The following is a 25,359-nucleotide window of genomic DNA, read 5'->3' on the forward strand; positions in this document are numbered from 1 at the left end:
CACGGGCCTGTCGCACGAAGATGATCCGCTATCTCTGATTGCGCACGAGTCGCCGTGTCGAAGCGGCCGACGCGCTCGTTGGGAGGAGCGGCCGATGCCCGTTGGACTGCTGGAAGTCGAAGGCACCATCGATGTCAGCCAGTTCTGGCCGGAGGGCCGGTCGGACGCCGACACCACAAAGGTGATCGTGAACGTCGCGCCCGACGCGATCCGCTTCCGCAAGAGCGACACGGCGCCATTCCATCCGACCCACGTCTTCGACAACGCCAAGGTCAAGGGCCGCACCTCGACACCCCCGATCAAGAACGGCAAGCTCACGATTCGCCTGCAGGGCATCGATGCGCCCGAGCTGCACTATATGCCGTCACCGCTCTCGACCGCCGAGAAGAAGAGGCTCACCGATGCCAAGAAGCAGGCCTATCACGAGGTCACCCATTCCTACCGGCAATTCCTCGGCGCCACCGCGAGCAAGGCGCTGCATGATTTCCTCAGCGGTCCCGGCGAATCGGCGCTGGCCTGCCGGGTGTTCACCCATGTGGATGCGCCGAACGAGGTGTTCGACACCTATGGCCGGCTGGTCGGCGACATCGAGGTGACGGTCGGCGGCAACAAGGTCGACATCAACCACTGGCTGGTCGAGCAGGGTTTTGCCTATCCGACTTTTTACTCGTCGATGAACGACGACGAGATCAAGGCCTTCCTGGCGCTGGCCAAGACCGCGCGAGCAAAGAAGCTGCTCGTGTGGAAGCATCTCGCCAAGACGATCGGTGCCTTCGACTTCGACCTGCGCGAGCCCAAGAAGGGCGAGACCGATGTGCTCGCAACCGACAAGGGTCCGGTGATCCTGCCAAAGCTCTACCGCCGCTGCACCAACTGGTCGGCCCGCAAGAAGGCCAAGGTGACGAGCCAGAATTTCCAGAAATTCCTGAGCGAAGGATCCGGCGGCAAGCCCGACACCTGCTACGAGACCACCGACTTCCTGGACAATGGCGTGCACTCGGCGACGCCAAAGAATTTCGCGGACTTCGTCGAGGGCGGCAAGACGATCAAGTTTCAGCCTGATAGCCTGGTGTTCGGCGAGGCGCCGTCGACGCTGGTCGGCGCGGACGGGAAGCCGATTACGAAGTTCTGAGCGGTGGGGGCCTCCAGCGCGGCATGTTGCCCGGCGTCCCGCACCTTGCGCCAGCCCAACTTCTCAGGGCTGCAGGACATGCGTCTCCGCACGCGTGACGGAGCCGCCGAGCAGACAGCCGACGGGCCTGTCGCCGGCGAAGCCGAGGCGCACCCCGATCTCGGACAGGGCACCCATCGCCCGTCCCTGCATGATGGTGATCCGCGCGCTGTTGCGCTCCACAAGGCCGTTCCTGAGCAGTCCGAACGCGAGCGCGGCCGCGGCGATCCCCGTGGCCGCATCTTCCGGGTAGCCCGACGATTTCGGGAATTGCCGCGCCTCGAAACGTCGTTCGCCCTGCTGCTCGATGGCATAGGGATAAAGGCCGGTGGACCCAATCCGGCCGCAGCACGCCTCGATCTGCGCAGGCGCCGGCACCAGCGCGTTGAGCTCGCGGACGCCTTTCATCGGGATCAACGTCTTCACGCGCGACGTGACCGCGTTCTGGATGGGCAAGTCGAGCAGATCGCTGCGCGACAGCTTGAGCGCCGACAGCACGTCCTCCTCGTCGGCACGCGAGAGATCGACGACCTTGCCGGCCGGCTGGCTGATCTCGACAGAAGGCTCGCCCGAGCCAGCGCGATCGACATAGCCCGTCACCGGCCCACTGCGCGTCTCGATGCGGACCTGCTCGCCGGGCAAGCGCCCCTTGGTCGCAAGCACCCACAGCGCGCCGATCGTCGCGTGGCCGCACATCTCCATCTCGTGCCGCGGAACCCAGAACCGGAAGACATAGTCGGACTCGGGCCCTGATGCCGGCAGGACGAAGCCCGACTCGTGCCCGAAGTGCCGCGCCACCGCCTGCATGCCCTCACCTGCAAGATGCGACGCATCGATCACGATGGGGCACGGGTTGCCGCCGGCGCCTAAGTGGGTGAACACGTTGACAAGCTCGATCTCGATCATCGGATCACTCACGTCATGGAATGGCGCGACGGCGGCGGTCGCGGGTCCGGGGCATTAAAATGCAAAAGTCCTCGAAATCGAAACGATTTCGAGGACTTATTGCGTCCTTGGTTGCGGGGGCCTGCAGCGGACGTCACGCAGACCTTCTCCGATTGTGATCTCACGGGCGTTATAGTGACTTAGGCGCTGACCTCTGCTCTTTCCTCGCTAGCCGAAGTCGCGTCCAGCTGGGACGACGTAGCCCAGGGGCCACTAACCGACGATCGCCGCGCTCGTCTCTACTTCAGCACAAATCCAATCCTTGAACGCCGAGATTCCAGAATGGTTCTCGGCTCTTGGCCGATGGACAAGGTAGTAGGCAAGCTCGCAGTCCAATGCCTCTCCGAAGGGACGTATCAAACGCCCCGCCGCCAAATCCAGAGCCACCAACGTAGTGCGGCCCAAAGCGACACCACTGCCATTCATTGCTGCCTGATAGGCTGCTGCCGAGTCGTTGATTTGCAGCCCCCGCTCACAATTGATGTCGGAACAACCTGCCGCCTGCAGCCATGTGCGCCAAGTCGGAAATGCGCTTTCAAACGCCATCGAGCGATCATGAATCAGGGTGTGATGCTTGAGATCCTCCGGGCCTTGCAGGGGATGGAGCCCTTTGACCAAGGCAGGGCTGCATACGGGAAAGAAAGCGTCCCGTAACAAGAATATGGATTTGAGGCCGGGCCAACTGCCACCACCATAACGGATACCGACATCCATCCGCTCGGCGGTAAAATCGACGAGGCGGCCGCTGGTATCGATAAGCAAATCGTAGAGCGGATGATTGGCCGCAAAACGCTCGACGCGCGGCAACAGCCACTTGTCGGCAAAGGCGGGCGGCACGGTGAGGCTGATGGTGATCTGGCCGCGCGATGCTTTCAGGCGCTCATACGCCACCGTCAGATGATCGAACCCGGCCTGCAGATCCGGCAGCGCGGCGCGGCCGGCCTCGGTCAACTCCAGTCGTGCGGGGCCCGCCTGCGAACGATGAAAAAGCTCAACTCCGACGGCGGCTTCCAGACCGCGGACAAGGCTGCCAACCGCGGCCGGCGTCACGTTCAGCTCATCGGCGGCGGCGACATAGCTGAGGTGGCGTGCTGCCGCTTCAAAAGCACGAAGTGCGTTTAAGTGATTGGGCGCTCTCATGAGTTTCCGGACAAGGTTTTCTATGCCGCCAACGCAGATCATCTCTGTTGTGACAGGGAAGGTCAACAATCATGGTGCTGCTCACGGATCGCGCGCTCCGGTTACGACCGTCAACAAAACCTTCGGACCAGGAGAAGATCATGAAACTGTCAAATAAAATCGCCCTCGTCACGGGCGGCACCTCGGGTATCGGCCTCGAAGCTGCGAAGCTGTTTCGCCAGGAAGGCGCCAACGTCATCATCGTCGGGACAAATCAGGTCCGGCTCGAAGCGGCAGCAGGTCAGATCGGCGACGGCGTCACAGCACTACGTGCCGACGTGACCAAGTCTGGGGATGTCGAAAGCGTTGTCAGTCAGATCCGCGAAAAGTTCGGCCGCATTGACGTCGTGTTCGCCAATGCCGGTATGGGCCTGGCGGCGCCGCTCGAAGCCGTCACTGAAGAGCAGATTGACACTCAGTTCGACGTGAACTTCAAGGGTGTGTTCTTCACCGTTCAAAAGGCAGCGCCGCTGCTCGCCAAGGGTGGCAGCATTGTCGTGACGACGTCGTTCCTGAACGAGGTCGGCACACCCGGCCTGTCGATCCTGTCGGCTACGAAGGCAGCTCTGCGCTCGCTGGTTCGATCGTTGGGTGCTGAGCTTGCGCCACAGGGCATTCGCGTGAACGCTGTTAGCCCCGGACCGATCAGTACGCCATTTCACAGCAAGCTTGGACTTTCCAGCAAGCAACTCGATGAAACTGCCTCGGCGATCGAAGAACAGGTCCCTCTTCATCGCTTCGGCGAACCCGTAGAAATAGCCAGGGCGGCACTGTTCCTCGCGAGCGATGATTCCGCATTCACGACGGGATCGGAGCTGGTCGTCGACGGTGGCATGTCTCAGCTTTAATTTCACGAGGAAGCGACGCCTGCTAGGGATCACAAGCCGAAGATGGGATGGCTGGAGTCCAAAGGAATTGCGGTGATAGGGCACTCAACTGGCTACCGGATCACCGCTCGCTCAACCGCCTGGTCGGTAGTTTGCAGCCGGACACCTGCTCGGACGCGACAGCAGTGTGCCAGCTGGCTCAACACACAACGCCAAAACAAAAATGGCCCGCTTCAAGCGGGCCATTTTCGTATCGGATCCGGTAAAATCCGAATTTGGTTGCGGGGAGACGCAACCACCGATACCAACATTCAATTGAAGTTGCGATCTGATCGAGGCTGCCTACTGCGTCCCGAACGAAAAGATCAATAAAAACAATGAAGTTTGCTCGCGATTGACCACCTTTACGATCGTTCATTGATGGCATTTCGGTGGTCAATCGGTGGTCAGCTTATCTGATGAGAGGCGCAATCTAGGCCCGACGTTTCCGGATCCTGCGCATCAGAAGAGCGTTCCCTTCACACGGGAGAGGTCCAAGGTTCGATCCCTTGTGCGCCCACCATTAAAACCTCTGAAAACGCAGCGCTTTCTGAAAATTCGCCTTCGTGCCTATCCGGCAGTTACAGGCACGAAAAAGCAGAACTAAGCAGCAACAGGCGGGGAAAGATCGGGGAATTTGTTCGCCTCACGTTCCTCGCTACAGCAGCCTCATCCCAGCTTCTTCGTCCCATTCGAGCTCGCACAGCACCTCCGCTTCTACGGAGATGTCGCTATAGAAGTTCTCTTTGCCTGCTCCGCGAGCATTCGCCGAGCGGCGTCTTCTGCCTCCGCCCTAGAGTTATGCCGCTCGTGGAAGGAATCCAAGAAGAAGTGGCGTTGATCGAAGCTGGCCTCGAAGAGCTTGCGCCCCGCCCGGATCACTGCCGGATGACCAGTGGAATACACGTCGTGGTGAGGGGGATTAGTCATTGTCGAACGGTCGGCAAGGCCGCCTGGTGGCGGCGAACGCTCTCGGCATCACCGTGCCGCCCTTGCTGCCGTGCATGAGGCCGGAGATAGCCCGTGGCTGATTTTCCCCCTTGGCCGCGCAGGGTCCGCTTCCTAGGCTGAGCGGAAAGCCATCAGGGAGACGCCGAAGGCAGCTCTTGACCCTTAGCACACTACGCCTTGGCAGGCGATGGACGAAGCCTGACGTATCGGCCTGCAGCTCAGTGTCCTGATCTTCCCGGCATCATCAAAGTCCAAGACGGCCTGCACGACGTTTTCCCGGCTGACGTACGAAATTGTTGCGCCCCCCTCCGAGGGCTGAAGATTGTCCAGCTCGGCAGCTTGGTGTTCTTGCAGATGGATGGCCCAGTAGCCACGCAGGTTTTGTCTCCCGGAGATCGCCAACTGGTCACAATCGCAGTAGACCACGGCATCTTCGGCGTACATTTCGAGTAGTGTTTCGATATCGCCGGCGCGGTAGGCATCAAGCCAGTCGACGGCGGCGGCCATCGGGTCAAAAGACATACAAGCACCTCCCGCGCCAGACACAGAGATTTGGCTAGGTACCCAGCTAAATCTCTTCGCCAATCGACTCGCGAAGTGTTTGATCTTCACTCGGCCAAGCCTAAATGCCGAATGCCTAAGGGCGGATACTTATCCGCTGGTGATGGCCATTCGAATCTGAAAATGCGTGTTCGAGATCGGGGTCTAAAAGTACACTGTACGCCGGGAAACGGTGGCAATAGGCTTGGACCGACTGCGATTCAAAACCAACCAAGGATCAATGACGACTACGCCCCCATTGACGCGAGAAGCATATCTTAAACGTTGCAAGGAAAACGCGCTCGCGCTTCTGAGCGTTGGCCGAATACGAGAGGCGGTTTCTTCGATGATCGTGGACATGCGCGAGAGCCCGAGCGGCGGACTACCTCGTGAAATCCACGCATTCGGCATCGCCGCCGCGGCGGCTGGCGATACAAGGGCCGTGCGAGCATACATCGAAGGCTTTATCTGATAGCCGTTCGGCGTCCCGCTCTATGTCCGTCTTGGCCCCAAGCAGCAGTATGGTCAGCTATTCCGTCGCTGTAGGGCGTAACGACGCGCTGATCCGCGGTAGCGTTTGTAAGTCATGCCTAGGGTCGAGTCATAGGTGCAACCCGATAATAAACCGGATGGCAAAGAAGGAGCCTGCGGCGACTGTAGCGGTCGCACTAATCGCGACAGCGATTCTCCAAGTCTCGTCCAATTCAGCCTCCCCGTGGAGGCCCCAGCATCGGGCCGGGGGGCATGATGATGCTGGGGCCTCCGAATAGGCTCTTGCCTCGTGGGACTGAGGCCGTCGCCGGAGACACAAGCTGATCTCCCAGCCGCTGTTCCATCCCTTGCCCATTATCCCGCATGTGTTGCCCAAAATCCCACAGGTCGGCTGACAAAGAGATGACCGCCAAGCGTCGCGCTGGTACGAGCCTGCAGCCGGGCCGCGATGCTCCACATGATTAGGGGCGCACGCGATTTGGCTACAACGGGAACCCGCCGGGTGAATCGGGGTCGACGGTCTAGCCATGTCACACCTTCTCGGTGATAGTCTTACCCCTAGTTCTTTCGGAGTAGCGTCATGTTCCGTTTTTCTGAGGAGTTGCGATAAGCCGCGCTGTTGGGCCTTGGCGCTTATGGCTTTCTCCAACTGCCGATGTAGCGGCCCGCTAACGTCAATCGGCAGGCGCTTGCTTTCTGGCTTTTGGTCACGGGTGCTACGCTCGTCATCATCGGCATCATCGGTGTGCTCGTCCGCCGAAAGCAGGAGGAAGAAGCAGATGCGGTGCCGGACACACCAGTCCAGACACCCAAGACGCAGATGCCGCCCTTACCGAAACTCCTCGACTCGAGAGGGAAGACGTCCACAAGTGAAAGCGCGCGCGGGCCGGCGAGCTCTGAGGCACTGCATAGAGCACCATCATACGTGATGATGCAGTCCCCAGAAGGCGACGAGCGGTGGGCCGCGCCCCAGTCGCAGCTCAAAAGGAAAAAGCCGCCGGCCTGGCTGCACGGGTCTCAATGCCCATGCGTACCGCGGTACTCGTCACCACTCCGCGACGAAGTAATTCTAGTGACCGGTGGTTGTCGCGGGGTCACGTGCCAATTTCCCCTCAACGCGGTTGCGAGCCGACTTCGAGGGCGGAGAGGCCGATGAAGTCCCGGACGTCTCGCGTCGAGACCGCCTGTGACCGAGAAACCTCGTTTCACTCGGCATGCGCGAGCGAACCGGCCGAGGCCTCGGGCCGTTTCTCCATGGTGAGGCAGAACGAGCTCGTGAGACAGTAGGCGGCTACGCGGTTGCCAAGAAGCAGCCGTCCGGCGGATCTTAAGGTGTTGAATGAATGCCATCGAATGATGGGATTGTCGAAGCCCGCCTGAGCAAGATGCCGCGCCCACAACTGTGGCGACTGGTGCTTGTGCCACTCTATCGTGGGCATGAACGGATTCTTTAGGCGCAAGTCGCCAAACAGGTTTCGCCGAGCGCAGTCAACAACGATGAGTTTTGCGTTGGGACGTGCCAAGGAGGAAAGCTTTCCAAACAACTGCTGATACGAGCGCTGCGCTTCGCGATCGCGAGCCAGTTCGATGCACGCGGCTTCGTCCAGGTGATTGATCGATGCGTGCAGGAGTAAAATGTCAAACGTGCCATCGCCGGGGTCATAGTCCTGCAGCCGGCTAGGAAGCAGTTGCACCTTTGTTTGGCCAAGGACGGAGGCAGTGCGCTGGAACGCAGCGCTTGTGCCAGTGGTCGAACCCGCGATCTCCGGTTCAAGGCAGATGACTTTTTCTGCTCCTGAACATGCGGCGTAAAGCGACAGCATCCCATCGCCTCCGCCAATATCGAGCATCGTCTTGCCTTTGAAATCGATTCCTTCAAAAAGATAGTTTACATAGAAACGGTGATTTCCGCGGACCATCCCGCTTTCTGCGGTATTGAAGTAGCGGTCGAATGATTTCGGATCGGGTCGCTGCATCGTTCTCTCGCATCATAAATAGCGGCCAACACTGGTAATCGCGACAGTTTGACGCATTCTAGCGCTCGTAAGTTGAGCTTGAAGCCAATCATTGGAGGTAGTCCGTTGGCACCAGGTTTGCCCGCGGCGTTGTTGTTTTTGGGATTGCGTCAACCTGGGGCTGGCGTGGCTAAGGCCCTCTCTGCACCTCGTAAGACGCCCCCATGACCGCACTCAGGCGCCGTCACAGGGACAACCCGCACGGGGAGACCTGGCTGATCTATTTCGACGACGTCCGCGTCGGCGGGTCGGCGAGCGCGCCGGCGTGCGCGTTCACGCCGATCAATGGGCATGGTCCTTCGGCTTCTGTCTGGGTATGGAGCCGGGCACGCAGCGGGGCGGTATCGCCTCGAGCTTCGATGCCGCCCGCGAGGACTTCGAGGCCGCATGGTCCGCCCTGCTGCCCATCATCCCTGACACCGCCTTTGCCGAATGGCGTAGCGATCGCGACTGGCGCGCCGAGGTGGCGCAGAAACGCGCCCGCGGCGAGAAGCTCGCGAGCGAGATCATCCGGAGAACCCTGATGCGCTGTCCCTGCGGCACCACGTTCGACAGCTGGAAGCCCGATGAGAGCTACCCGCACCGGGCCCACATCTATGCCGCGCAGACCGAGGGAAAGGTTCGCTAGTGAAACATCTTGACGCCCGCCCCTACTCCGACCCCGAAGCCGCCGCGCGCAAGCTGGTTGAGATTGCCGCCGCCACGCCGGCCGTGCAGGATGGCCGGATCTACATCGAGCGGATCAACGCGCAATTCGTGGCCTTCTTGAAGGGCAGCCGTGGGCATCCGGAGTTCGGGAACGGCCTCCGATACGCCGTCGAGCATGGTTGGCTCGAGCTGCACGAGAGCGGCACGTATGTTCGCTTGCTCCAGCGCGAAGACCTGCTCGCTGGACAGCAGAAGCCGGACTAAACGTAGGAAAGGCGCGAAATCGTCCTATAGCTTGGCACGCCATCGACTTGAAGCTGCCGATCCATGCTGTCCAGTGCAGCTGGCTGAGCTGCACGAGAGCGGAACTTACGTCTGCTCAACAAACACGGAGCGCGGCCTCTCTGAAGGATGCTGCTCTAATTAGGACACCCGCAGATTAAATTTCGGACACTCTATCACTTGAGACTCGGGGAGCGAATCGCGGGCGAGACGCTGTCAACCGGCGTGCCGCGTTGAGTATGGTGCGTCGGGCGGTCTCGGTGCGTCTCGGTCCAGCCCCGGAGATGCCCGGGGCCGTTCGTACCCGCAGAGGGAAATTAGGACACCCGATGTCGCCGGATTTCGCCCGGCTGCATGTTCAATGAAGCGGTCAGGTCCGCATCCAACTCCCGTTCAACGAGGCTCGCCGCCCAGCCTTCGGGAATGGCGTCGAGCACTCGATCCACAGCAGCCCCTCGCTCCGTCGCTGCCAGCCAGAGCTGGCGTTCGCCGCTATCGGTTGTGACCCGAACCAAATAAACCCGTTGCATCCCGTACAGGTAACAAACGGGGCGTACGTTTCTAGAGCTGAGCTTATTCCGGAGGCTGAAAGCCGGGGGACTTCAGCCGATCGCTAATGTGCGCGCCGGTTTCCGCAATGCTGGCTCGCTTTTGAGAAGAGCTTCCCGCTCTGGCCCGGCGGGCAACTGGCTGGCCTGCTCTTTCAGCCGAGCGGTTTGCTCGGCCATCCGCTCTTCAAGGGATCGGGTCTGCTTCACTCGACGGCGATGCAGGGTCATCGCGAGCCTCTTAGAGCCGTTGTCGATGACATCCTAACAGAAAGACGTACAGTCACTTTCGAGAACAAACTGAATCCGCCGACTGAGCCTTCCTACTCTTTAAGCGGCTCGGGATGCCAGACGACCGGGACCGGCGCTCTCAACAATTCCTCGGAGCGCGCCAGCGCCTCCCATGACCGACGCAACATCTCGTGCGTCGTGTCGTCTTTGGCCTGGTGTCTTTCATCGCAGGCTTTCAGGCAGTGACGCAGCCATTCCCAGTCGCTTGGCAACATTGGCGCCTCTCCCAGGTGCTTACCCGAAGAGATCAACTCAGGCTACATCGGCCGGTTCCGAGGGGTCCCAGACGACCTTCCCGCATGGGCATTCGTAGACCCTGACAACCCCTCCCTTCTTGGAATCGAACATGGAGGCCACAAGGCGTGGCGTGGCCGAGCAGGTCGGACAGCAAGGCCGGGAAGATCGGGCGGCTGCGTTGGCGTCGTCCACGGCTTACTTCCATTCCTAGTAAGCCGCTCACGCTGTACCAAAGTGTACATACCTCAAAACACATAGGCTAACGGAACCGCGATGGAATCCGCGGTGACCACGTGCTGAAGGTTAGTTCTCGTCGAACCTTGGCCTTCGAGCTTTCTCTGCCATGGCCATCCACTCTTCCGCCAGTTTCAGCCACGCCTCTTTGTCCGCTCGACGCTTCGCTTTTTGAGCTTCATCGAGGCAGTCCTTTGCTTGCCGGAGGTATCTAACAGCGTCCTCTTCCGTGACCCAAAAATGCACCGGAAGACCGAAAGTGCCCTGGCTGGGTAAGATGAACTGCGGTCGTCATCACCACCGCTTAACCTGAAGCGGCGAAAAGGACAGCCTGGGACGGGTAGGCGTCGTATTGAGGTTGTAGAGCCCGCCCATTGCCGCCAGCCCCGGGCGGTGCCCTCCCTGCGGCCTGGCGCTGTCGCGGCTGCACTCCGAGCCGGACATCACGACCTCGCCTCCAGCTGCGCAGACGGCCCACTTCCATCGGCCGCGCCCGCGTCGCTTCAACACGACATCGAAGCCCGCGTAGTTATCTTCGCCGGTTCGAGTGTTCATGCCGCGATCCGTCCCGGCAAGCCGCCCTGGAGCTGGTCCAGAAGCCGCTGCTCGCGTTCGATCCGGCTCCGGTAAAGTTCTCGCTTCTTCTCGGTCTTGGCGCGGGCGAGCAGCAGCCGGTAGTGGGCGATGACCTTCTCGCTGCCGCGGATCAGCAGGTCCCTGACGTCGGTCATGACGCCGCCCCCGCGGTCGCAGGCGAGCACTGCCTCTGGAGCTTGGTGAATGCGATGGGGAAGGTTTCGGTCGTCAACGCCTCCAGCGCCGAACTCTCCTCGGAGAGACGCCGTTCAATGAACTGGCGCTCGAGATCTGAGAGTCGAGTCTTCAGAAGTCTCCGATAGCGGTGGATGTTGTTGCGGTGCGCGCGAATGCCGGCAAAATCTTCATCGATCATCATCGCCACTCCTGACGGTCTTTAAGGTCCTTTTTTGCGGTTCGAAAAACGGGAAATCGAACTCCCGCCGGAAAAATATTCGGCGCGAAATCTCTGTCAAGATTGTAGTGGTGCAGTGCGCCAAACTTGAGCGGTGGCGTGTAACCAATCCGCAAGCTAAAAAAATTTCGGCGCCCCCCTTGAATCGCCCTTGGGTTTTTCTAAGGCGTTTTTCGCCGCGAGAGCGGTGTGCCGGGCGCCGTCACGGGTCCGGCGCGGGCGCCGGCTGGGTACCAGACCCGCTCTGACCCTGCCTTGCGCTCCTTGTATCCGGCTTGCTCTTTGGAGGACTTGGACATGAGGACCACCTTCGACTTCGCGCCCCTGTGGCGCTCCACCATCGGCTTCGACCACTTGGCCGACCTCGTCGACAGCACGCTGCGCCAGCCGAGCGAAGACCACTATCCCCCGTACAACATCGAGCGCACCAGCGACGACCACTACCGGATCTCGCTGGCCGTCGCCGGGTTTGGCGCCGACGACATCGCCGTGACTGCCGAACAGAACGCGCTGACCATCGAGGGCAGGAAGCCCGAGAAGGCGGCCGGCGAGTACCTGTACCAGGGTATCGCTGCGCGACCGTTCCGGCGCGTGTTCAACCTAGCCGATTACGTCCAGGTGAAGGATGCCTGCTTCCGCGACGGACTACTGATCATCGATCTGGTCCGCGAGGTGCCGGAAGCCATGAGGCCGCGCCGGATCCAGATCGGAAGTGGCGCCTCTACCGCCTCGCACATCGAACAGAAGGCGGCCTGAGGCCGGCCAAGGTTCGACGGCGGAGCGCGGCGCGCGCAAGCCCGGCCGCGCTCCCTGGCTCATGCAACGAGGGAGAAAAACCATGGCAGTTCGTGATCTCATCCCCTGGCCCAGAAACCAGGAGGTCGCGCCGGCGCGCGGCACCCGCGATCCGTTCATGACGCTTCACCGCGAAATGAACCGGCTCTTCGACGATGTCTTCCGCGGCCTCGGGGGCACAAGCCTGTCTCCGCTCATCGAGGGGCAATTCAGTTGGCCCAAGATCGAGCTCAGCGAGACCGACAAGGGGCTGACGATCTCTGCCGAGCTCCCGGGCATGACGGAGAAGGATGTCCAGATCGAAATCGCGAACGGGATGCTGACCATCCGCGGCGAGAAGAAGGGCGGGCGCAAGGAGGAAGGCAGATACTTCACCGAGCGTTACTACGGCTCGTTCGAGCGGCAGATAGTCCTCGAGGACGTCGAGGAAGACAAGGCCGAGGCCTTGTTCAAGGACGGCGTCCTGACGATCTCGATACCAAAGTCCGAGAATCCGCGCGCGGGCGTCAAGCGCATCGCGATCAAATCGCAGTAAAGACCCGGGCGGCGGTCGACGCCGCCCGAACTCACCGAAGACCCTCCGAGGAAGGAGCGTAAAGGGAGGCATCGATGACAAAAGCTGGCACGAACGCAGGCAATCTCAATCCCCTCTTCCATCCGGCGGCGCACTATGCGTCTCCGGAAGATATCCTGAACGATCCGGAGCTCTCCGCGCCGGAGAAGCGGATCATCCTGTCGTCCTGGGCGTCCGATATGTTCGCCGTCGAGTCCTTTCCCGCCTTGCGCGAGGTACCCGGCGTGAGCCACGCCATCCGGCTCGCCGACATCCTCGCCGCGCTGCGGCGGCTCGACCGCGAAGACGACGACCCGCCGCCTGGCGGAGTGCCGATGCGGCGGCGGCGGCCTTGGGCCGCCGCGCTACGGAGGTCGGCATGATATTCACGCAGGCCGTCATGACGATGGTTCTGATCGGGCACGCTTCGGCGACATGGGCCGTTCCGTTCGTCGCAGTATGGGCAGGGGCTTGGGACCGATAGGCTCCGCATTATCCTGAGCCCGACCGTTTCCGTCTGCGCGCTCACGCATATCCTGGGCGCTTCAATCCCATCGCATGTTCCTTCTGCTGACGAATTGATTGTACGTCGGCGTGCAGACAGCCGCAGAGACATAAGTTTATTTCCGGCTTAGACCTTTGAATGAGCTGGCGCGGAGCAGCCCTTCGGAAGTTATGTCGCGATACTCGATTTCAGCAACAAACTTCGGCTCGACCCAAGTGGCTTTGGGCTTTTTGAGTTGCTTACTCAATCTACTCTTGGGGCTGACTACAGTATCGAGTGCATCCCTGATCTTGCGCGAGGTGGTTCGGCTCCATCCCGTGCCGACCTTGCCCATATAGCGCAGCTCCTTCCCTTCCTGTTTGCCGAGATAGAGAGCGGCAACACCGGTGGGATCTTTGTAAAGCCGACGACGGGGAATTTTCCCTTCTGAACGGCCTTGATCTTCTGCCACGTTTCAACCCGCTCCGATCGGTAAAGAGCATCCACTCGTTTGGAGATGATGCCCTCGTACTTCAGCCTGCTGGCTGCCTCGAACAGCGCCTGCCCGTCACCTTCATGGTGTTCGCTGTAGAGAATAGGATCCTTAATCTCGTTGCTCTCGATTAGCTCCTTGAGCAGCTCCTTACGCGCAAGCTGGGAAAGCTTCCGGAGATCGTGGCCATCAAGCCAAAGGAGATCGAAGGCGAAGTAAACTAAGCGATCCTGATCGCCTCTGGCGAGGTCGGCCTGCAGCTCGGAGAAGTTGGGTCGCCCCTCGTGGATAACGACGACCTCGCCGTCAACGATGGCCTGACCTTGGATATCGAAGGCGCCGGGGGATGACGGAGAATTTGTGAACCCAGTGGTGGCCGTTGCGCGTGTAGGCGCGGCGGTCATCGCCATCGACGTGGCAGTCACTGAACAGCCATCGGTGTCCGGGTGACAGCCTACCACAAGGTTACCAAAGGTTGCAAATACCTGTCGCGAGGGGCTACAGTCCACTAGGGGACCGCCCGCGTAGCTAGGGGAGGATTCCATGAGACGATTGTCCGTGATCTTGAGCCTGCTGTTGCTAGCGCCAAATCGGAAGAAAGATCTCGTGCTAGTCTTCGGCCTGGTGTTTGCCTTGTTTGGGTCACCCCCCGGCCTCTCCCAACAGAGCCTGTCCAATAACGCTCAATCCGGTGCAGCCGACCAGCCAACCCAGTCGGGCACGCCGGCTCGATCCATGAGCGAGTCCGATATGCTGGACCGACCCACTGCTCACGGACGCTTTGGTCCTGAGAGACTTTCCAAGGGTGAACTGGCCAAGGAGGTCGCGGCCCAAAAGCGCGTGGCCACCTATTTTCATGACAAGGTGACGACCCGTCTCAAGAGTTGCTGGGACTCTCTCAAAGGAACGGGCGATATCAGGATGGAATACACCTTCGCGAGGCGGGACAAGTACTGGATGCCTGAAAAGGTGATTCTGGCCCATTCGACGGTGCTTGACCATGAGCAGAACCACGCTGCTCTCAAGTGCATGCAGGACGCCGTCAAGGACACACCCCTCCCGATCGATTCCGGCGATGCCGACACAAAAGATTTCTTCATCTCGTGGTCTTGGCCGGTGCCCATGCCCAAAGACGCAGAGCAGCAGTATCAAACGATGCAGCGCTCGAATGGCGGCGTTGGTGGCGGGGGGTGTGACGGGCGCGGTACTCCGCCGAGGTGCAGCCGCTGCGTCGGCGAGGGATCATGCGCAAGCTGCGTGAGCGTTTGCGTCGGGTACCCAAGCTGTGGCTTTGCGTCCAGCGGGGGCGTGAGGGTCGGCTGCTTCAACGATCCACCTACTCAATGCGTTTCCGGGGGCGCAGGTAGCGACGTATCCAGCGGTGTCGTCATATATTGAGACGAACGACCGAGCTTGGTTGCGATGATGTCTTCGGCCCTTCATCGGCGCGAATTTGCGGCGTGCCATCGCTCGCATAAGGTTGCCGAATGCACATGTACAGCTATGTCTGAGTTGGGTCAAAATGCAAAGAACGCAGAGTGAGCAAATTCCGCTCTGCCGCAACGAGCGGATCTCCGTCAGCCGAGGCGCAACTTCGCTGATGGGCCATGAACGGACTCATGCGCTGCAACAAACCACGAGTGCAGCCTGCTCGCAGGGTTGATGTAACCCTTACCGGAGCTGTCAGCGGGACATGCCGAAAACCATCGCCAACGTGTTTGACGTCCTGGCGAATCTGAACGGGCAGTTGACGCCGTTTTACAGCTCGGGGCACCTTTTCTATGCTTGTGGAGCCCTCTTCAACTCGCCGCCTCCCGCCAGGCCTTCGCAAGGCGGTTTCTGATCTCTTGATTTGTATATGGGGTTAGCTTGCGGATATGCTCCTCAACGAGCTGCTGGTTGCCACCCTTCAAGATCTTGGCCAACGGCTCACCTTTCTCTAAGGATATGTTCATCTCCTGCGCCGCCTCGTCTTGCCGACCAAGCTCACTGAGGACAGCCACGAGGTACGAGCGGGCCGGCCTAAAATTTTCGTTTTTGCTGAGGGCCTCCCGAAGGTGTGTCTCGGCCTCCTCAAAACGTTGCCTGCTGGCGTTGGGGTCCTGTGCTGAGGTCAGGACGCCCCAGACGTAATAAGCCTGGCCGCGGTAGAAGGCGTAGTAGAACGGATATATGGGATTGCGGTCGATAGCTGCTTGCGACTTGCGAAGCGCTTCTTCCGGTTTACCCAAATAGACCAGCACTTGCGCCCATAAGGAATAGCCATCCGCGTAGTTGGGATTGCGTTGGACCGCCTCCTCTGCCGCCTGAAGGGCCTCTTGTTGTCTCTCTCTGTACAAGAGACACCGGCCCATTGTTTCGAGAGCAAATGGCAACGAAGGTTTAGGTTCGAGCTCCCTTCTCGCCAGCTCAACCGCCTTTTGCGCCATGCGAAATTCCAGCTCCTTTGAAGATTCGGGGTCCTGAGTCCAACTCCCATTGGAATCTGTCCGATGGGTGGAGGCCAGATTCGCGTACGCCCTTGCAAACTCCGGGTCCAGGCCAATAGCTTTCTCGAAAAGGTCCCGCGCATGCGCATTGTCCGTGGGTGTGAAGCGTCGATAGAGCTCTGCCCCGCGCATGAAATACTCCCAAGCCACCTCACTGCTCGTGTATGGTCGTCCCATGTGCTTATCCTCCTCGTTTGTTAACGTCACTGCCAACGCACTCGTGATCCTCCGGGCGATCTCCTCTTGCACGGCAAAGACGTCCTGTAAGTCCCGGTCGTAATACTGGGCCCACATGTGATAACCCGTGTTGGCGTCGATTAACTGTGCCGTGATCCGAACTCGGTTGCTGGCTTTGCGCACGCTTCCCTCGACGAGGTATCGTGCCCCTAACTCTCGGCTCACTTGGGCTGGTTTGACCGCCCTGCCCTTAAATGTGAAAACGGAGTTGCGGGCGATGACGACCAACCCTTCGAGCCTGGAGAGGTCCGTAATGAGATCCTCGGTCATCCCATCGCTGAAATACTCTTGGTCAGGGTCGCTGCTCATGTTGAGAAAGGGGAGCACGGCAACAGAGCGCTTGTCAGGGAGCAGAGCTGGGGTCTGCACCTCGGGGAATACCTGCGATAGAGAGAACGGGTGGAAGACCAGTTGCCAGACACCGCCCAGCAGGAAAAGCAGTGCGACCGCGACTAGGCCCACCCGCAGCCTGGATCTGGCGGCGCCCGGTTTCCGCCGGATGACCGGAGGAGAAGACACCCCCGAACCTATGCCTATGCGGTATATGCGCACTGGCCGTGCAATGTTCTTTAGCTGCTGCTCACCCGCGTCCTCAAAGACGACGTCGAGCTTGCCCCGGGCGTCCTCCTGTACCCTGCCGGAAACGCAAATGCCCCCAGGCTCCGCCAGCGCCTCCAAACGTGCCGCTATGTTCACAGCATCGCCCCAAACGTCGCCGCCATTAAGGATGAGTTCTCCGAAGTTGATGCCCATACGGAGCACGATTCGTTTTTCTTGCGGCACGTCAGCGTTGCGTGCGGCCATTCCGCGCTGTATCTCAACGGCACACCGCACAGCGTCCACCACGCTTGCGAATTCTACGATTGCTCCGTCCCCGATGACCCTTACTATCCGCCCGTGAAATTCCTTGATGTTAGGTTCGATGAGCTCGTGACAATGTGCCTTCCACCGGGCCAGCGTACCTTCGTCGTCATTTTCGACGAGGCGACTGTACCCGGCGATATCGGTTGCCAGGATGGCTGTGAGCCTGCGCAACTGGCTTTCAGGCATAGCAGTCCCCGATTCCGAAGCCTTTCTGCCAAGGGTAAGCTACCACATGCGCCGCGGGTCAGTGTGGTCGAATTGATAGTCTGGCGCCGCTAATGTTCGAATCCGGTCAATCGCGACAGTCTGGCCCCGCTTAAGTTAGGCCCGGTCGACCCCTGACAGCCGACATATCCTCGGTCGTGTGATGCGGCAGCGATGGGCCATTAAGCGACATTGCCAAGTCGAGGCTATCAATTGAACCGCGGGCGTAGAGTGGCGCCGCTTGGCGCGCGGCGCGCTGATATGTGCTAAGCTGTTCTGGCCGGTTAAGCATCGGGAGAGGACTGTGACGCGACGCGAGTTCATCGCACTCGTCAGCAGCGCGGCGGCAATCCGACCGCTCGGCGCGCGTGCAGAGCGCCCGCCAGAACGTGTCCTCTATTTCACATACTCGGCCGGCTATCGGCACGACGTGATACCACTTTCCGAAGCAATCCTGACGCAGCTTGGAAGGAATTCCGGTGCCTTTGAAGTCATCGCAACGGAAGACTTGTCTGAATTTTCGACCGGAAACCTCGAGCGGTACGCCGCTGTGATGTTCTACACAAGCGGTGAAATTCCGATGAGCGGCGCCCAAAAGCTAGCACTTCTCAACTTTGTGCGCTCGGGCCGTGGCTTTCTCGGCGTCCACTCGGCCACGGACACATTCTACACTTGGCCAGACTATCTCGATCTGATCGGCGGCTACTTCAACGGTCATCCCTGGCATCAGGGTGTGACCATCGAGGTGGCTGATGTTGCAGATCCACTGGTGGCGTTTCTGGGAAATTCGTTGCAGTTGACCGATGAAATCTACCAGATTAGCGACTTCGACTATCGTGGATCACGCGTGCTCCTGCGGCTCGACCAAAGTTCGGTGGACCTCAATAAGGCCGGTGTGCATCAACGCTTCTATGGTTGGCCGCTCGCCTGGAAACGATTTTACGGCGAGGGGCGAGTATTCTATTCGGCGCTTGGCCACGAGGCGTCGGTCTGGCAGGACCCTCGCTGCCAGAAAATCCTCACTAACGCTATCCTCTGGTCTACGAGAAGGTCGGCCTAGTGCAACCGGATTGCTATGCCGCTTGTGCCTTTCCTACAGGCAAATATTGTGGCGGCTATCGACAATGCCGCTCGCCTGTTTGCGTGGTGAAGCGGATCAACAAGAGCCTTTGCGACGGCGAGTAGTGCATGCGTACCGGCATCTACATCGGACCGGAAAGCGGCACGAACCACGGTCAGGCCGAGAAGAAATAACTACGGGATATCAGTCTGGCTCCGAGGCCCGATGCCGTACGGCTTGTTGAGGAAGAACTCACGGTTGCCTAGCGCGGCCTCGGCGTACTGGTCGATGGCGACTTGGATGGCGAGGACGTGGTCGTGACACCAGCCCTCAAGGGTGCCGAGCCTTCTCACCAGTTCCAACGCCTTGATGTATTCGGGCGGGTTGTCCCAGTCCGAGAAATACTGCGGATGAACTCTCACCATTTCCGCCCCCCGAGCACCCGCGGCTTGATCTCGCGCGATTCAGCCTTCTTCTTCTCATCCCGCTGGGCACAGAGTTCATCCACCTTCGCTTGCATCCGCGCGAGGAGGGCTTCGGCCGATGCCGTCCCTATCCCGGCCCGCTGGAGCTGGAGGATTTCCTTGCGCTGACGGTCCGCGATGCTCGGTGACGCTCTCAATGCCGGCTAGCACTATCTGGAGGTGAAGTGCCTGGGCTGCGACGCCCACCAGACCGTCGCGCTGGAGTCAGGCGCGCGAAGACCGCCCCTATTCACGAGCTGGAGCGCTACATGCGTTGTCGGCAGTGCTCTGATCGCCAAGAACGGCCGTTCAAGCGCAGCCATTTGGTGGCCTTGCGGACCACAAGAATCTCAGCCACTGACCCGCCGTCGATCTGGTGGCCGGGCGAGCGCTGAAGTTGAAACTGACCGATGAACGGGCCTTCGCCGACCCCGAAACCGCGGCAAGCTGATCGAACTCGCCGCCAGCATTGCGCCGGTCCAAAACGGCCGCATCCACATCGAGAAGATCAACGCGCCGTTCCTCTTCACGCTCAAGGCCAGCGGTCAGAGTTCGGCGCTGGGATCAAGTATGCAATCGAGAAGGGCTGGCTTGAGCTGCACGAGAGCGGCACCTACGTGCGCCTGATCCGAAGGGAAGACCTGCTCTCCGGGCAATAGGAACTGGCAAACGCGACGGCGGTTCTTCTTTCGCTGGCTTAAGAGCTGGTGGAGCGGCCCCGGTTCAATCCCCATCATCGCATCCCCGCCGGGGCCGTCTTCCTTCCTTTGCCGTCCGAGGTTCGCGATGGACCAGACTGCGATATGGGACGAACTGAGACAAGTCGAGCGCGAAGTCGTTGAAGGCGAACGTCGGCTCGCGGAGCAAGAGGCGCTCGTTTTCGCATTGAAGCGAGAGAAGGGGGACACCGCCGACGCTGAAGCCGAACTCGAACGGTTGCGCGCAGAGCAGCGGCGCCGCAATCAGGATCGCCAGCGCTTGCTTTCAAGACTTCAACCCTGAAACGGCGACCTTGGCGCACTCGGTGCGACCCGATTGGATTAGCGGGTTGATGGAGCAAGCGTCATGCGTATCTCGCCCTCGATTGTGCCCGGCTCCGATCGGGACATCTATCTCGTGCTCGATGATTTCGGCGCCCACCTTGGCCGGGCATGGACCGAGACCGCCGAGGAGCACACTGACCGCGAACCCCGCAGGTATATCGTCGTGGTCCATTGCCTCGAGAATAGTCCAGACAGGTTTTAGAAGACATTGCCGAACTTTCCCGAAGGCAAACACATCACCAACATTGCTATGCGATCTTGCACGCCCATAGAAGCAGAACGCTCTCTAGGAGACATCGTGCGAAGCCTCCAAGGAAAGGCGAAACGCCCTCCGACATTTAACCAGCACCACCGACAATTTCTCGATCGGCTGCGCGACCTTGAATGGGTAGCGAGCTCGAAATTGGACGACAGACCCGGAACAAAGCTTACCCTTGTCCGCAGCGGATGGATGCAGACACGATCGTCCAAAGCCGGTGTCGAGTATCGAATTACCGAAGCCGGACTGGCGGCACTCAGCCGGCCGCGATTGAAGCCGACTGTACAATGCCCGCAACGGACCCCTGAATAGAAGCGACTGCATGAGGAAGCTCAGGTGTCGAAGGCCATGGCACTTATCGTCGCTGGCTACGTCAAGGTGCGCGATCGGCGCCCCCTGACGAATTTGCTGGCGCATCGCCGCAAGGTCCTCGGTCAGCTGCAAGGCTTGTCAGGCATCAATCCTGAAAACGCGGTCAAAGCGATCCAAGAAGAGCTAACGCTGATCGAAGCTGGCCTCGAAGAAACTCAAGCCACCGCCCGGGGCACTGCCTCACAATGAGTGGGACCAGTGAGTTCGCCTCAGTTTGATCGGCTCATTTCGCGTTTGTAACCGGTTGGAAACCAGTCTCTATGATGCTTGATAGCGCCTCACTTACCGGACAGGGCGATACACATGGGCATGAGGAGCCCGCTCGCCGCTTGGTGAGCGGGCTTCTTTTTTTGATCGACAGAGATGCGCGTTAACAAGATCACGTGGGACAAGATCGGCCGGGTGACTGAGCCGGGCCGATACAGGTGCTTTTTCGGACACCTAACCGTCACGTCAGAGGACATCGAAGTCTGGGCTCGCTACCCGGAAGCTGCGTTCACTTTGATCGCGGGCTCCATGGTGGAGCAGTCCGACGAGGATTTTCGCCTCGGCGCGTTTGACATCGGCGGCCCTGAATAGGAGTAGGCGGCGCGCGCCGCTTGCGTGCGCGCTCGTTAGTCTCAATCAAAACAAGCCTTCGCTCGCGGCGCTTTTGTCGGTCATCAGATCACGCACGTACCAAGAACTGTCGTGCATCAAGTTCGCAGTTCCAGAATTAACCTGTAGCTGCGACATCAAGCTTAATTCGCCACTTTGGTTGCGACGGCAGCCGGCTCCGCTAGGTTTACCGCCACCGGATGTTGCTCGTCCGGCCCCGTGGCGAAGTCGGCGCGCCATTATATTCGGCGCGTCGGCTCCGTCCCTCTGCGCGAAAAGCGATATGCGCAAATTGCTTTTGTACATCTTCGGTGTCTGTTTCTGGATCGCGCTCGTTGCGGCGATTGTCACAACGGTCCCGCGCCTCAGCACCGAAGCAAAGGAACGGCGCAGCCACACCTCAGCCGTCCACCTTTCAAAGACCAGGAATTAACCGGCGCCAAGGAGCGATCCAAATGTCGAAAGCGATGGAGCTGATTGTCGCCGGATACGTCACCGCAAGAGACGAACGAGCGCTTTCCGAGTTGCTTGCACACCGGCGCAAAATGTTCGACGACCTTCGCGGCATCTCTAGCGTCGATGCCGCGAAGGCCATTCAGGATGTCCAAGACGAACTCGCGATCATTGAAGCAGGTATGGAGCAATTGAAGCCGCCGCCGGGCTCAGTTGCCGGAGAAAGAGCTGAGCATAACTGAAGGCACTTTTCTGGGGCCTTGTTGTCGGCGGTCGCTAGATGGGCAAAGGATCGGTGCCCGATCGCGCCCACGCGGGAACCCCGTCAACAATAGCAGAGTTGTTTCAGCCGGCGGCTGCTCGCCGCCTATCTGGCGCGAGGGAGACCCGCGCCAGGCCGGTATAAGTGCCGACCCGATCCCCGTGGCTGAGAACCATCAGCCGCCGCAGCGCAGCATCGAATTGTGTTTACTCTCGCCGATCGCTGCGGCTAAACGTCGGATCACCAATGTGAGAGGCCTTTTTCATGAGTGCTTTTCAGGCGAAACTGGATCGATTTGAGTGCCTCGCCGCCGAGTGCGAGGAAATTGCCAAGAAATCGGAAGGAAGCAATCGCGATCTGTACCGGCGGGCTAGCCGGCACTATCATGAACTGGCTGATGATGTGCGTGCCCTGATCGCGTCCTTCGATCTCGCCGCGTAACCTTTCGTCCGCAACGTCACATGAACATTGTGATAGCCGTCTGCTGTTGCAGCAGCAGCTGCAAAGTCTATTTAGCAAGGCCGCTTCCGGTCGATCACTGCGATAGGGCCTTCTATGGAACGGAGCGCTCAGAGCTCTGCGGAGCGTCTCCGAAGAGCAAGCGCTAACTAACGCGTGCAGCGCGCCCATTGGCTGAACGTGCCGAGGCGCGATCCGGCGTCGTTCGGCCGCGGGCAATTAGTGCGCAAAATCAGATAAAGGAGCGCCGCGACCAATACGACCCCTACAACGGCATTGGCGTTTGCTGACGGCATGATGGTTCAGCTTCCGCTCGCACCCGTTGCCGGTTTTTTTCTGATGGCATGGGCCCGCGTGGCCTCCAGCCAACCGACATTACCAAGCAATTACGCCCAACATAAAAAGGCCAACAGCGCCGAATGCCGGCAGAGCTGCCAATGTACTCAGGGTCAAAACCGCCAGCTCCTTTTTCGTCTTCGTCGTCATGACCTTCCTCGCTGGTTGGAAGGCAATGAACCGCTCAAGGTCACGCTCCATTCCCAGGCGCGGCCATGGAAATTTCGCTCTGGCTCAGGAACCTACCGCGTGTTCGGGCGCCGAAAGCATTGGACCAAAGTGAAGAACCGCCGGCATACGGCAATGGATCGCGATCTGTAGAGGTTCGTGGAACCGACAAAAGCAGCGCCACGTTGATTGCCATGGCCCTGAAGGAAGTCCGAAGCTGGTTGACCAATATCGGCGTGCTGGCTGCACGGCCAGCCGCGTTCGTCGTGTTTCTCGTTTATGCCGCGCTTTGGATGGCCTTCGGCAAGAGCCTAGAGTGGCATTCGCTTGCCACTCTCGTGACCTGGGGAACCCTCGTGATCCAGCGCGCCGAGCATCGCGACACGCGAGCTATTCATGCCAAGCTCGACGAACTCCTGAAAGTTCATGCGGACGCCAGAAACTCGCTTATGAATATCGATGACAAGGACGCTGAGGAAGTCGAGCGGGAACGAGCAGAGGTGCGTGCATCGTGAGCCGCGGTCTAATTTAAACAACTCGGTCGCGTTGAATGCTCACCGTCGCGGTTCCGGAATTAACCCGACACCGCGACATCAAGCTTAATTCCAGACTTTGATTGCAGCGAAGCTGCGGAGCGTTAGCTTCTCACGGCCGGACATCGCCCATGGTCCGAGTCCCCCGATGGCGAAGCCGTCATACTCAACGCGGCGGCTTCGTTTGATTGCAGGCATCTCGCGAGTTTCATTTGAAAAGGCAGTCAGACAGCGGCGCCCTCGATCTCCTTGAGATGCGTCGGCAACTCACGGCACTCCGTTCGCAACACTCGGACAACTTTGCCATTGCGTCGCTATTAAACCGTTTCCTCGTGAAGGTCGCGTTCCTCTCTGAGCCGAAAGACCGAGAACATGAACAATTTCTCCAATCTGAGTTTGCAGAGACGCTGAGGAAGGTGGAGGCGATCATCTCGTGCAAGCCAGCAGCAAAGCGACCGGCGCAGTAAACGATCCAAGTAACAGGATTGCATCGCGGTCACCACTTCAGCAAGCCGTCACAGGATCAGATCCCCTGGTGGAAGGCCATGGCGTCGAAGGGGACGCCCACGCGGGCGCGTTCGTTCGGCACCGCTATCTCGCCCGTCGTCAGCCGCACCTTCCCAATCTGCGGCAGATTCACCTGATCCCATCCGAGCGCTCGCGACCCTCTCTATAAGCGGCAGGTGCTCTCGTCGGCGGAAAGGGCTACTCCATTCAAACCACACCTCTGCTTGGTGCAACCGACCAAGCACCTCCAGTCGCGGCCGCGGCCTACATCCTTCAGCAGCATGTCCCCTGCCTGGCCGGGGCGGTCGTCCGCTTTCCGATACATACCGGCGTCACGATTGTCCGCCTCCGAGTTGACAGGGTGCGGCTCCGCACGAGGATGAGCCGCCGCAGCGCTGCAGAAAGCAGCTCGCCGCCGCTCTAATCGCACTTGGTTACAATCAATCGAGCTTTGTCCGTGGCATTGCTGCCGCGCCGCGCAGCGTGCGGTCTTGGAGGCCTGGTGAGTATGTCGTGCCGGTACAGCTCGCAACTTTGGTACGTCTAATGGAGCGCGAAGGCTTCCCGATGAACTGCCCGACTTGGTCACTTAGCGCGGAAGAGTACTTGCGTGCGTAATCATGTGGCGGAAAGGTTTGGGTCCGACGATGGGCCGAATTTGGGCGCCGAGCTTAGCCTGGCATCTAAGAACCGCATTCCTCCATTCTTAGTCGAGGAGACCATGAATCCGGCGAGGCGTTTGCTGCTGCTTTGAATGGTTCTTTCTTTGCTTTGGGGCTGTGTTGCTGGCTCGATGGCCATCCTCGCTTGGAAGGGCGATGCCCATGCGCGCTTACGAGCGCGCATCGGCTGCGGTCCGGGCCAAGTACGATAGTGACTGTGCGCCGTTCAAGACGAAGGCACCTTTGTGCGATTTTCCTCCCGCCAAGGCCACCTGTTTCTGCGATTCCAAAACCGGCCTACCCGGCGGCCGGTTTCTCTTCTTCCTTGGCTGGATGTGGCTCTGGGTAACTAGCGGCTTGCGCCGATAAACACGCAGCAAAGCGCAGTTCCCATTGCCACTTTTTCCCGATCTGGGTAGCTCTAAATTTTTCACCCTGCATAGGAATTTTTACAACAATATAAGCGAGCGGCTGCCTCGCGATGCACGCCGACTTTCTGGGTGACAAATGAGCAATTGGCGTGCATCCGTGCACCATAATTACAGGGTATTCATCCTCGACAACGAAGGCCACATCATCAACCGCGCGCACCTATCGTCGCAAAATGACGAAGCTGCAAAGGAACGCGCCAGGCACTTCGCCAGCTCCGGGCTGGCCGTGGAGTTGTGGGACGGC

At 59.7% G+C, this 25,359-nt stretch carries 28 protein-coding genes and 1 pseudogene; 17 read left to right on the plus strand and 12 right to left on the minus strand.

Annotated elements, in window-relative coordinates:
• Positions 1 to 94: 94 nt before the first annotated feature.
• Entirely contained in the window at positions 95 to 1,132 is a 1,038-nt protein-coding gene (locus tag BRAGE_RS0133780) for a thermonuclease family protein (RefSeq protein ID WP_027565075.1), read from the plus strand.
• A gap of 63 nt (positions 1,133 to 1,195) precedes the next feature.
• Here BRAGE_RS0133780 and BRAGE_RS0133785 read toward each other — a convergent pair whose 3' ends face one another.
• A complete protein-coding gene (locus BRAGE_RS0133785) occupies positions 1,196 to 2,077 on the minus strand; it encodes a PhzF family phenazine biosynthesis protein (protein WP_027565076.1) in 882 nt (293 codons plus the stop codon).
• Between the two features lie 252 nt (positions 2,078 to 2,329).
• Complete coding sequence (gene gcvA, locus BRAGE_RS0133790; protein WP_231164209.1) at positions 2,330 to 3,322, minus strand: transcriptional regulator GcvA; 993 nt, start codon at positions 3,320 to 3,322, stop codon at positions 2,330 to 2,332.
• A 74-nt stretch (positions 3,323 to 3,396) separates the two neighbouring features.
• Between gcvA and BRAGE_RS0133795 the strand changes: the two genes are divergently transcribed.
• On the plus strand, positions 3,397 to 4,143 hold the full coding sequence (locus BRAGE_RS0133795) for an SDR family oxidoreductase (protein ID WP_027565078.1): 747 nt from the start codon (positions 3,397 to 3,399) through the stop codon (positions 4,141 to 4,143).
• Between the two features lie 1,131 nt (positions 4,144 to 5,274).
• On the opposite strand, the gene BRAGE_RS0133800 is transcribed toward BRAGE_RS0133795, so the two are convergent.
• Both BRAGE_RS0133800 and BRAGE_RS0133805 read right to left on the minus strand, forming a co-directional pair.
• The gene (locus BRAGE_RS0133800; protein WP_027565079.1) at positions 5,275 to 5,634 is read right to left on the minus strand and encodes a nuclear transport factor 2 family protein; all 360 of its coding nucleotides are present in this window, start codon (positions 5,632 to 5,634) and stop codon (positions 5,275 to 5,277) included.
• A 1,715-nt stretch (positions 5,635 to 7,349) separates the two neighbouring features.
• Positions 7,350 to 8,120, minus strand: a complete 771-nt coding sequence (locus BRAGE_RS0133805; protein WP_027565080.1) for a class I SAM-dependent methyltransferase — start codon at positions 8,118 to 8,120, stop codon at positions 7,350 to 7,352.
• Between the two features lie 304 nt (positions 8,121 to 8,424).
• On the opposite strand from BRAGE_RS0133805, the gene BRAGE_RS50510 reads away from it, so the two are divergent.
• Positions 8,425 to 8,787: a hypothetical protein gene (locus tag BRAGE_RS50510; protein WP_231164208.1), complete on the plus strand. Its 363-nt coding sequence runs from the start codon at positions 8,425 to 8,427 to the stop codon at positions 8,785 to 8,787.
• Positions 8,787 to 9,071: a hypothetical protein gene (locus BRAGE_RS0133815; RefSeq protein ID WP_027565081.1), complete on the plus strand. Its 285-nt coding sequence runs from the start codon at positions 8,787 to 8,789 to the stop codon at positions 9,069 to 9,071. The genes BRAGE_RS50510 and BRAGE_RS0133815 overlap by 1 nt, the downstream gene beginning before the upstream one ends.
• A 620-nt stretch (positions 9,072 to 9,691) precedes the next feature.
• On the opposite strand, the gene BRAGE_RS53610 is transcribed toward BRAGE_RS0133815, so the two are convergent.
• From BRAGE_RS53610 to BRAGE_RS50525, 4 genes are all read right to left on the minus strand, one after another.
• Positions 9,692 to 9,868, minus strand: a complete 177-nt coding sequence (locus BRAGE_RS53610; RefSeq protein WP_347336549.1) for a hypothetical protein — start codon at positions 9,866 to 9,868, stop codon at positions 9,692 to 9,694.
• 92 nt (positions 9,869 to 9,960) lie between these two features.
• A complete protein-coding gene (locus BRAGE_RS50515; protein WP_035730357.1) occupies positions 9,961 to 10,143 on the minus strand; it encodes a hypothetical protein in 183 nt (60 codons plus the stop codon).
• 807 nt (positions 10,144 to 10,950) lie between these two features.
• Positions 10,951 to 11,130, minus strand: coding sequence for a hypothetical protein (locus tag BRAGE_RS0133825; RefSeq protein WP_028146464.1), 180 nt, complete (start codon positions 11,128 to 11,130; stop codon positions 10,951 to 10,953).
• Positions 11,127 to 11,354, minus strand: a complete 228-nt coding sequence (locus BRAGE_RS50525; protein ID WP_027565152.1) for a hypothetical protein — start codon at positions 11,352 to 11,354, stop codon at positions 11,127 to 11,129. The genes BRAGE_RS0133825 and BRAGE_RS50525 overlap by 4 nt, the downstream gene beginning before the upstream one ends.
• Positions 11,355 to 11,687: 333 nt before the next feature.
• Here BRAGE_RS50525 and BRAGE_RS0133835 point away from each other — a divergent pair, with 333 nt between their 5' ends.
• From BRAGE_RS0133835 to BRAGE_RS0133845, 3 genes are all read left to right on the plus strand, one after another.
• Positions 11,688 to 12,146 carry an Hsp20 family protein gene (locus tag BRAGE_RS0133835; RefSeq protein WP_028146465.1) on the plus strand — a complete coding sequence of 153 codons (459 nt, stop codon included), beginning with the start codon at positions 11,688 to 11,690 and terminating at the stop codon, positions 12,144 to 12,146.
• 82 nt (positions 12,147 to 12,228) lie between these two features.
• On the plus strand, positions 12,229 to 12,720 hold the full coding sequence (locus BRAGE_RS0133840) for an Hsp20/alpha crystallin family protein (protein ID WP_027565150.1): 492 nt from the start codon (positions 12,229 to 12,231) through the stop codon (positions 12,718 to 12,720).
• 74 nt (positions 12,721 to 12,794) lie between these two features.
• Entirely contained in the window at positions 12,795 to 13,121 is a 327-nt protein-coding gene (locus tag BRAGE_RS0133845; protein WP_027565149.1) for a hypothetical protein, read from the plus strand.
• A gap of 237 nt (positions 13,122 to 13,358) precedes the next feature.
• On the opposite strand, the gene BRAGE_RS57230 is transcribed toward BRAGE_RS0133845, so the two are convergent.
• Both BRAGE_RS57230 and BRAGE_RS50530 read right to left on the minus strand, forming a co-directional pair.
• Positions 13,359 to 13,577 carry a hypothetical protein gene (locus BRAGE_RS57230; protein ID WP_231164207.1) on the minus strand — a complete coding sequence of 73 codons (219 nt, stop codon included), beginning with the start codon at positions 13,575 to 13,577 and terminating at the stop codon, positions 13,359 to 13,361.
• Positions 13,508 to 14,125 carry a hypothetical protein gene (locus BRAGE_RS50530; protein WP_231164206.1) on the minus strand — a complete coding sequence of 206 codons (618 nt, stop codon included), beginning with the start codon at positions 14,123 to 14,125 and terminating at the stop codon, positions 13,508 to 13,510. The genes BRAGE_RS57230 and BRAGE_RS50530 overlap by 70 nt, the downstream gene beginning before the upstream one ends.
• A 133-nt stretch (positions 14,126 to 14,258) precedes the next feature.
• On the opposite strand from BRAGE_RS50530, the gene BRAGE_RS0133855 reads away from it, so the two are divergent.
• Positions 14,259 to 15,113: a hypothetical protein gene (locus BRAGE_RS0133855; protein WP_035730363.1), complete on the plus strand. Its 855-nt coding sequence runs from the start codon at positions 14,259 to 14,261 to the stop codon at positions 15,111 to 15,113.
• A 401-nt stretch (positions 15,114 to 15,514) separates the two neighbouring features.
• On the opposite strand, the gene BRAGE_RS50535 is transcribed toward BRAGE_RS0133855, so the two are convergent.
• Complete coding sequence (locus BRAGE_RS50535) at positions 15,515 to 17,491, minus strand: adenylate/guanylate cyclase domain-containing protein (RefSeq protein ID WP_051378234.1); 1,977 nt, start codon at positions 17,489 to 17,491, stop codon at positions 15,515 to 15,517.
• Positions 17,492 to 17,813: 322 nt separating this feature from the next.
• Between BRAGE_RS50535 and BRAGE_RS0133865 the strand changes: the two genes are divergently transcribed.
• A complete protein-coding gene (locus BRAGE_RS0133865) occupies positions 17,814 to 18,569 on the plus strand; it encodes a ThuA domain-containing protein (RefSeq protein ID WP_027565147.1) in 756 nt (251 codons plus the stop codon).
• 194 nt (positions 18,570 to 18,763) lie between these two features.
• Here BRAGE_RS0133865 and BRAGE_RS0133870 read toward each other — a convergent pair whose 3' ends face one another.
• Positions 18,764 to 18,994, minus strand: coding sequence for a hypothetical protein (locus BRAGE_RS0133870; protein ID WP_027565146.1), 231 nt, complete (start codon positions 18,992 to 18,994; stop codon positions 18,764 to 18,766).
• Positions 18,995 to 19,165: 171 nt separating this feature from the next.
• Here BRAGE_RS0133870 and BRAGE_RS57240 point away from each other — a divergent pair.
• The 8 genes and pseudogenes from BRAGE_RS57240 to BRAGE_RS0133925 form a co-directional block, all read left to right on the plus strand.
• Positions 19,166 to 19,428: pseudogene (locus tag BRAGE_RS57240) on the plus strand (hypothetical protein); the annotation flags it as partial.
• Between the two features lie 391 nt (positions 19,429 to 19,819).
• Positions 19,820 to 20,035, plus strand: a complete 216-nt coding sequence (locus tag BRAGE_RS0133885) for a hypothetical protein (RefSeq protein WP_027565144.1) — start codon at positions 19,820 to 19,822, stop codon at positions 20,033 to 20,035.
• A 63-nt stretch (positions 20,036 to 20,098) separates the two neighbouring features.
• Positions 20,099 to 20,278: a hypothetical protein gene (locus BRAGE_RS50540; protein WP_035730367.1), complete on the plus strand. Its 180-nt coding sequence runs from the start codon at positions 20,099 to 20,101 to the stop codon at positions 20,276 to 20,278.
• Positions 20,279 to 20,671: 393 nt separating this feature from the next.
• Complete coding sequence (locus BRAGE_RS50545) at positions 20,672 to 20,896, plus strand: hypothetical protein (RefSeq protein ID WP_035730370.1); 225 nt, start codon at positions 20,672 to 20,674, stop codon at positions 20,894 to 20,896.
• A gap of 174 nt (positions 20,897 to 21,070) precedes the next feature.
• Positions 21,071 to 21,286: a hypothetical protein gene (locus BRAGE_RS0133900; protein WP_027565143.1), complete on the plus strand. Its 216-nt coding sequence runs from the start codon at positions 21,071 to 21,073 to the stop codon at positions 21,284 to 21,286.
• A gap of 473 nt (positions 21,287 to 21,759) precedes the next feature.
• A complete protein-coding gene (locus tag BRAGE_RS0133910; protein WP_027565142.1) occupies positions 21,760 to 21,999 on the plus strand; it encodes a hypothetical protein in 240 nt (79 codons plus the stop codon).
• A 284-nt stretch (positions 22,000 to 22,283) separates the two neighbouring features.
• Positions 22,284 to 22,460 (plus strand): hypothetical protein, encoded by a 177-nt coding sequence (locus BRAGE_RS56160; RefSeq protein ID WP_167336538.1) that lies wholly within the window; start codon positions 22,284 to 22,286, stop codon positions 22,458 to 22,460.
• A gap of 569 nt (positions 22,461 to 23,029) precedes the next feature.
• On the plus strand, positions 23,030 to 23,497 hold the full coding sequence (locus BRAGE_RS0133925) for a low affinity iron permease family protein (RefSeq protein WP_347336550.1): 468 nt from the start codon (positions 23,030 to 23,032) through the stop codon (positions 23,495 to 23,497).
• The last annotated feature ends 1,862 nt before the right edge of the window (positions 23,498 to 25,359 follow it).

The sequence above is a fragment of the Bradyrhizobium genosp. SA-4 str. CB756 genome (assembly GCF_000473125.1).
GTDB lineage: Bacteria > Pseudomonadota > Alphaproteobacteria > Rhizobiales > Xanthobacteraceae > Bradyrhizobium > Bradyrhizobium arachidis.

Excerpts from the sequence above, each read along its gene's own strand:
- BRAGE_RS57230 (WP_231164207.1), bottom strand. The coding sequence starts at position 13,577 with ATGGGCAAGGTCGGCACGGGATGGAGCCGAACCACCTCGCGCAAGATC.
- BRAGE_RS0133925 (WP_347336550.1), top strand. The coding sequence starts at position 23,030 with ATGGAAATTTCGCTCTGGCTCAGGAACCTACCGCGTGTTCGGGCGCCG.
- BRAGE_RS0133845 (WP_027565149.1), top strand. The coding sequence starts at position 12,795 with ATGACAAAAGCTGGCACGAACGCAGGCAATCTCAATCCCCTCTTCCAT.
- BRAGE_RS0133785 (WP_027565076.1), bottom strand. The coding sequence starts at position 2,077 with ATGATCGAGATCGAGCTTGTCAACGTGTTCACCCACTTAGGCGCCGGC.
- BRAGE_RS50535 (WP_051378234.1), bottom strand. The coding sequence starts at position 17,491 with ATGCCTGAAAGCCAGTTGCGCAGGCTCACAGCCATCCTGGCAACCGAT.
- BRAGE_RS56160 (WP_167336538.1), top strand. The coding sequence starts at position 22,284 with ATGAGTGCTTTTCAGGCGAAACTGGATCGATTTGAGTGCCTCGCCGCC.
- BRAGE_RS0133840 (WP_027565150.1), top strand. The coding sequence starts at position 12,229 with ATGGCAGTTCGTGATCTCATCCCCTGGCCCAGAAACCAGGAGGTCGCG.
- BRAGE_RS53610 (WP_347336549.1), bottom strand. The coding sequence starts at position 9,868 with ATGACCCTGCATCGCCGTCGAGTGAAGCAGACCCGATCCCTTGAAGAG.
- BRAGE_RS50530 (WP_231164206.1), bottom strand. The coding sequence starts at position 14,125 with ATGGCGATGACCGCCGCGCCTACACGCGCAACGGCCACCACTGGGTTC.
- BRAGE_RS0133885 (WP_027565144.1), top strand. The coding sequence starts at position 19,820 with ATGGACCAGACTGCGATATGGGACGAACTGAGACAAGTCGAGCGCGAA.
- BRAGE_RS0133910 (WP_027565142.1), top strand. The coding sequence starts at position 21,760 with ATGTCGAAAGCGATGGAGCTGATTGTCGCCGGATACGTCACCGCAAGA.
- BRAGE_RS0133805 (WP_027565080.1), bottom strand. The coding sequence starts at position 8,120 with ATGCAGCGACCCGATCCGAAATCATTCGACCGCTACTTCAATACCGCA.
- BRAGE_RS50515 (WP_035730357.1), bottom strand. The coding sequence starts at position 10,143 with ATGTTGCCAAGCGACTGGGAATGGCTGCGTCACTGCCTGAAAGCCTGC.
- BRAGE_RS0133870 (WP_027565146.1), bottom strand. The coding sequence starts at position 18,994 with ATGGTGAGAGTTCATCCGCAGTATTTCTCGGACTGGGACAACCCGCCC.
- BRAGE_RS0133795 (WP_027565078.1), top strand. The coding sequence starts at position 3,397 with ATGAAACTGTCAAATAAAATCGCCCTCGTCACGGGCGGCACCTCGGGT.
- BRAGE_RS0133835 (WP_028146465.1), top strand. The coding sequence starts at position 11,688 with ATGAGGACCACCTTCGACTTCGCGCCCCTGTGGCGCTCCACCATCGGC.
- BRAGE_RS50525 (WP_027565152.1), bottom strand. The coding sequence starts at position 11,354 with ATGATGATCGATGAAGATTTTGCCGGCATTCGCGCGCACCGCAACAAC.
- BRAGE_RS0133900 (WP_027565143.1), top strand. The coding sequence starts at position 21,071 with ATGCGCGTTAACAAGATCACGTGGGACAAGATCGGCCGGGTGACTGAG.
- BRAGE_RS0133855 (WP_035730363.1), top strand. The coding sequence starts at position 14,259 with ATGAGACGATTGTCCGTGATCTTGAGCCTGCTGTTGCTAGCGCCAAAT.
- BRAGE_RS0133800 (WP_027565079.1), bottom strand. The coding sequence starts at position 5,634 with ATGTCTTTTGACCCGATGGCCGCCGCCGTCGACTGGCTTGATGCCTAC.
- BRAGE_RS0133825 (WP_028146464.1), bottom strand. The coding sequence starts at position 11,130 with ATGACCGACGTCAGGGACCTGCTGATCCGCGGCAGCGAGAAGGTCATC.
- BRAGE_RS0133780 (WP_027565075.1), top strand. The coding sequence starts at position 95 with ATGCCCGTTGGACTGCTGGAAGTCGAAGGCACCATCGATGTCAGCCAG.
- BRAGE_RS50540 (WP_035730367.1), top strand. The coding sequence starts at position 20,099 with ATGCGTATCTCGCCCTCGATTGTGCCCGGCTCCGATCGGGACATCTAT.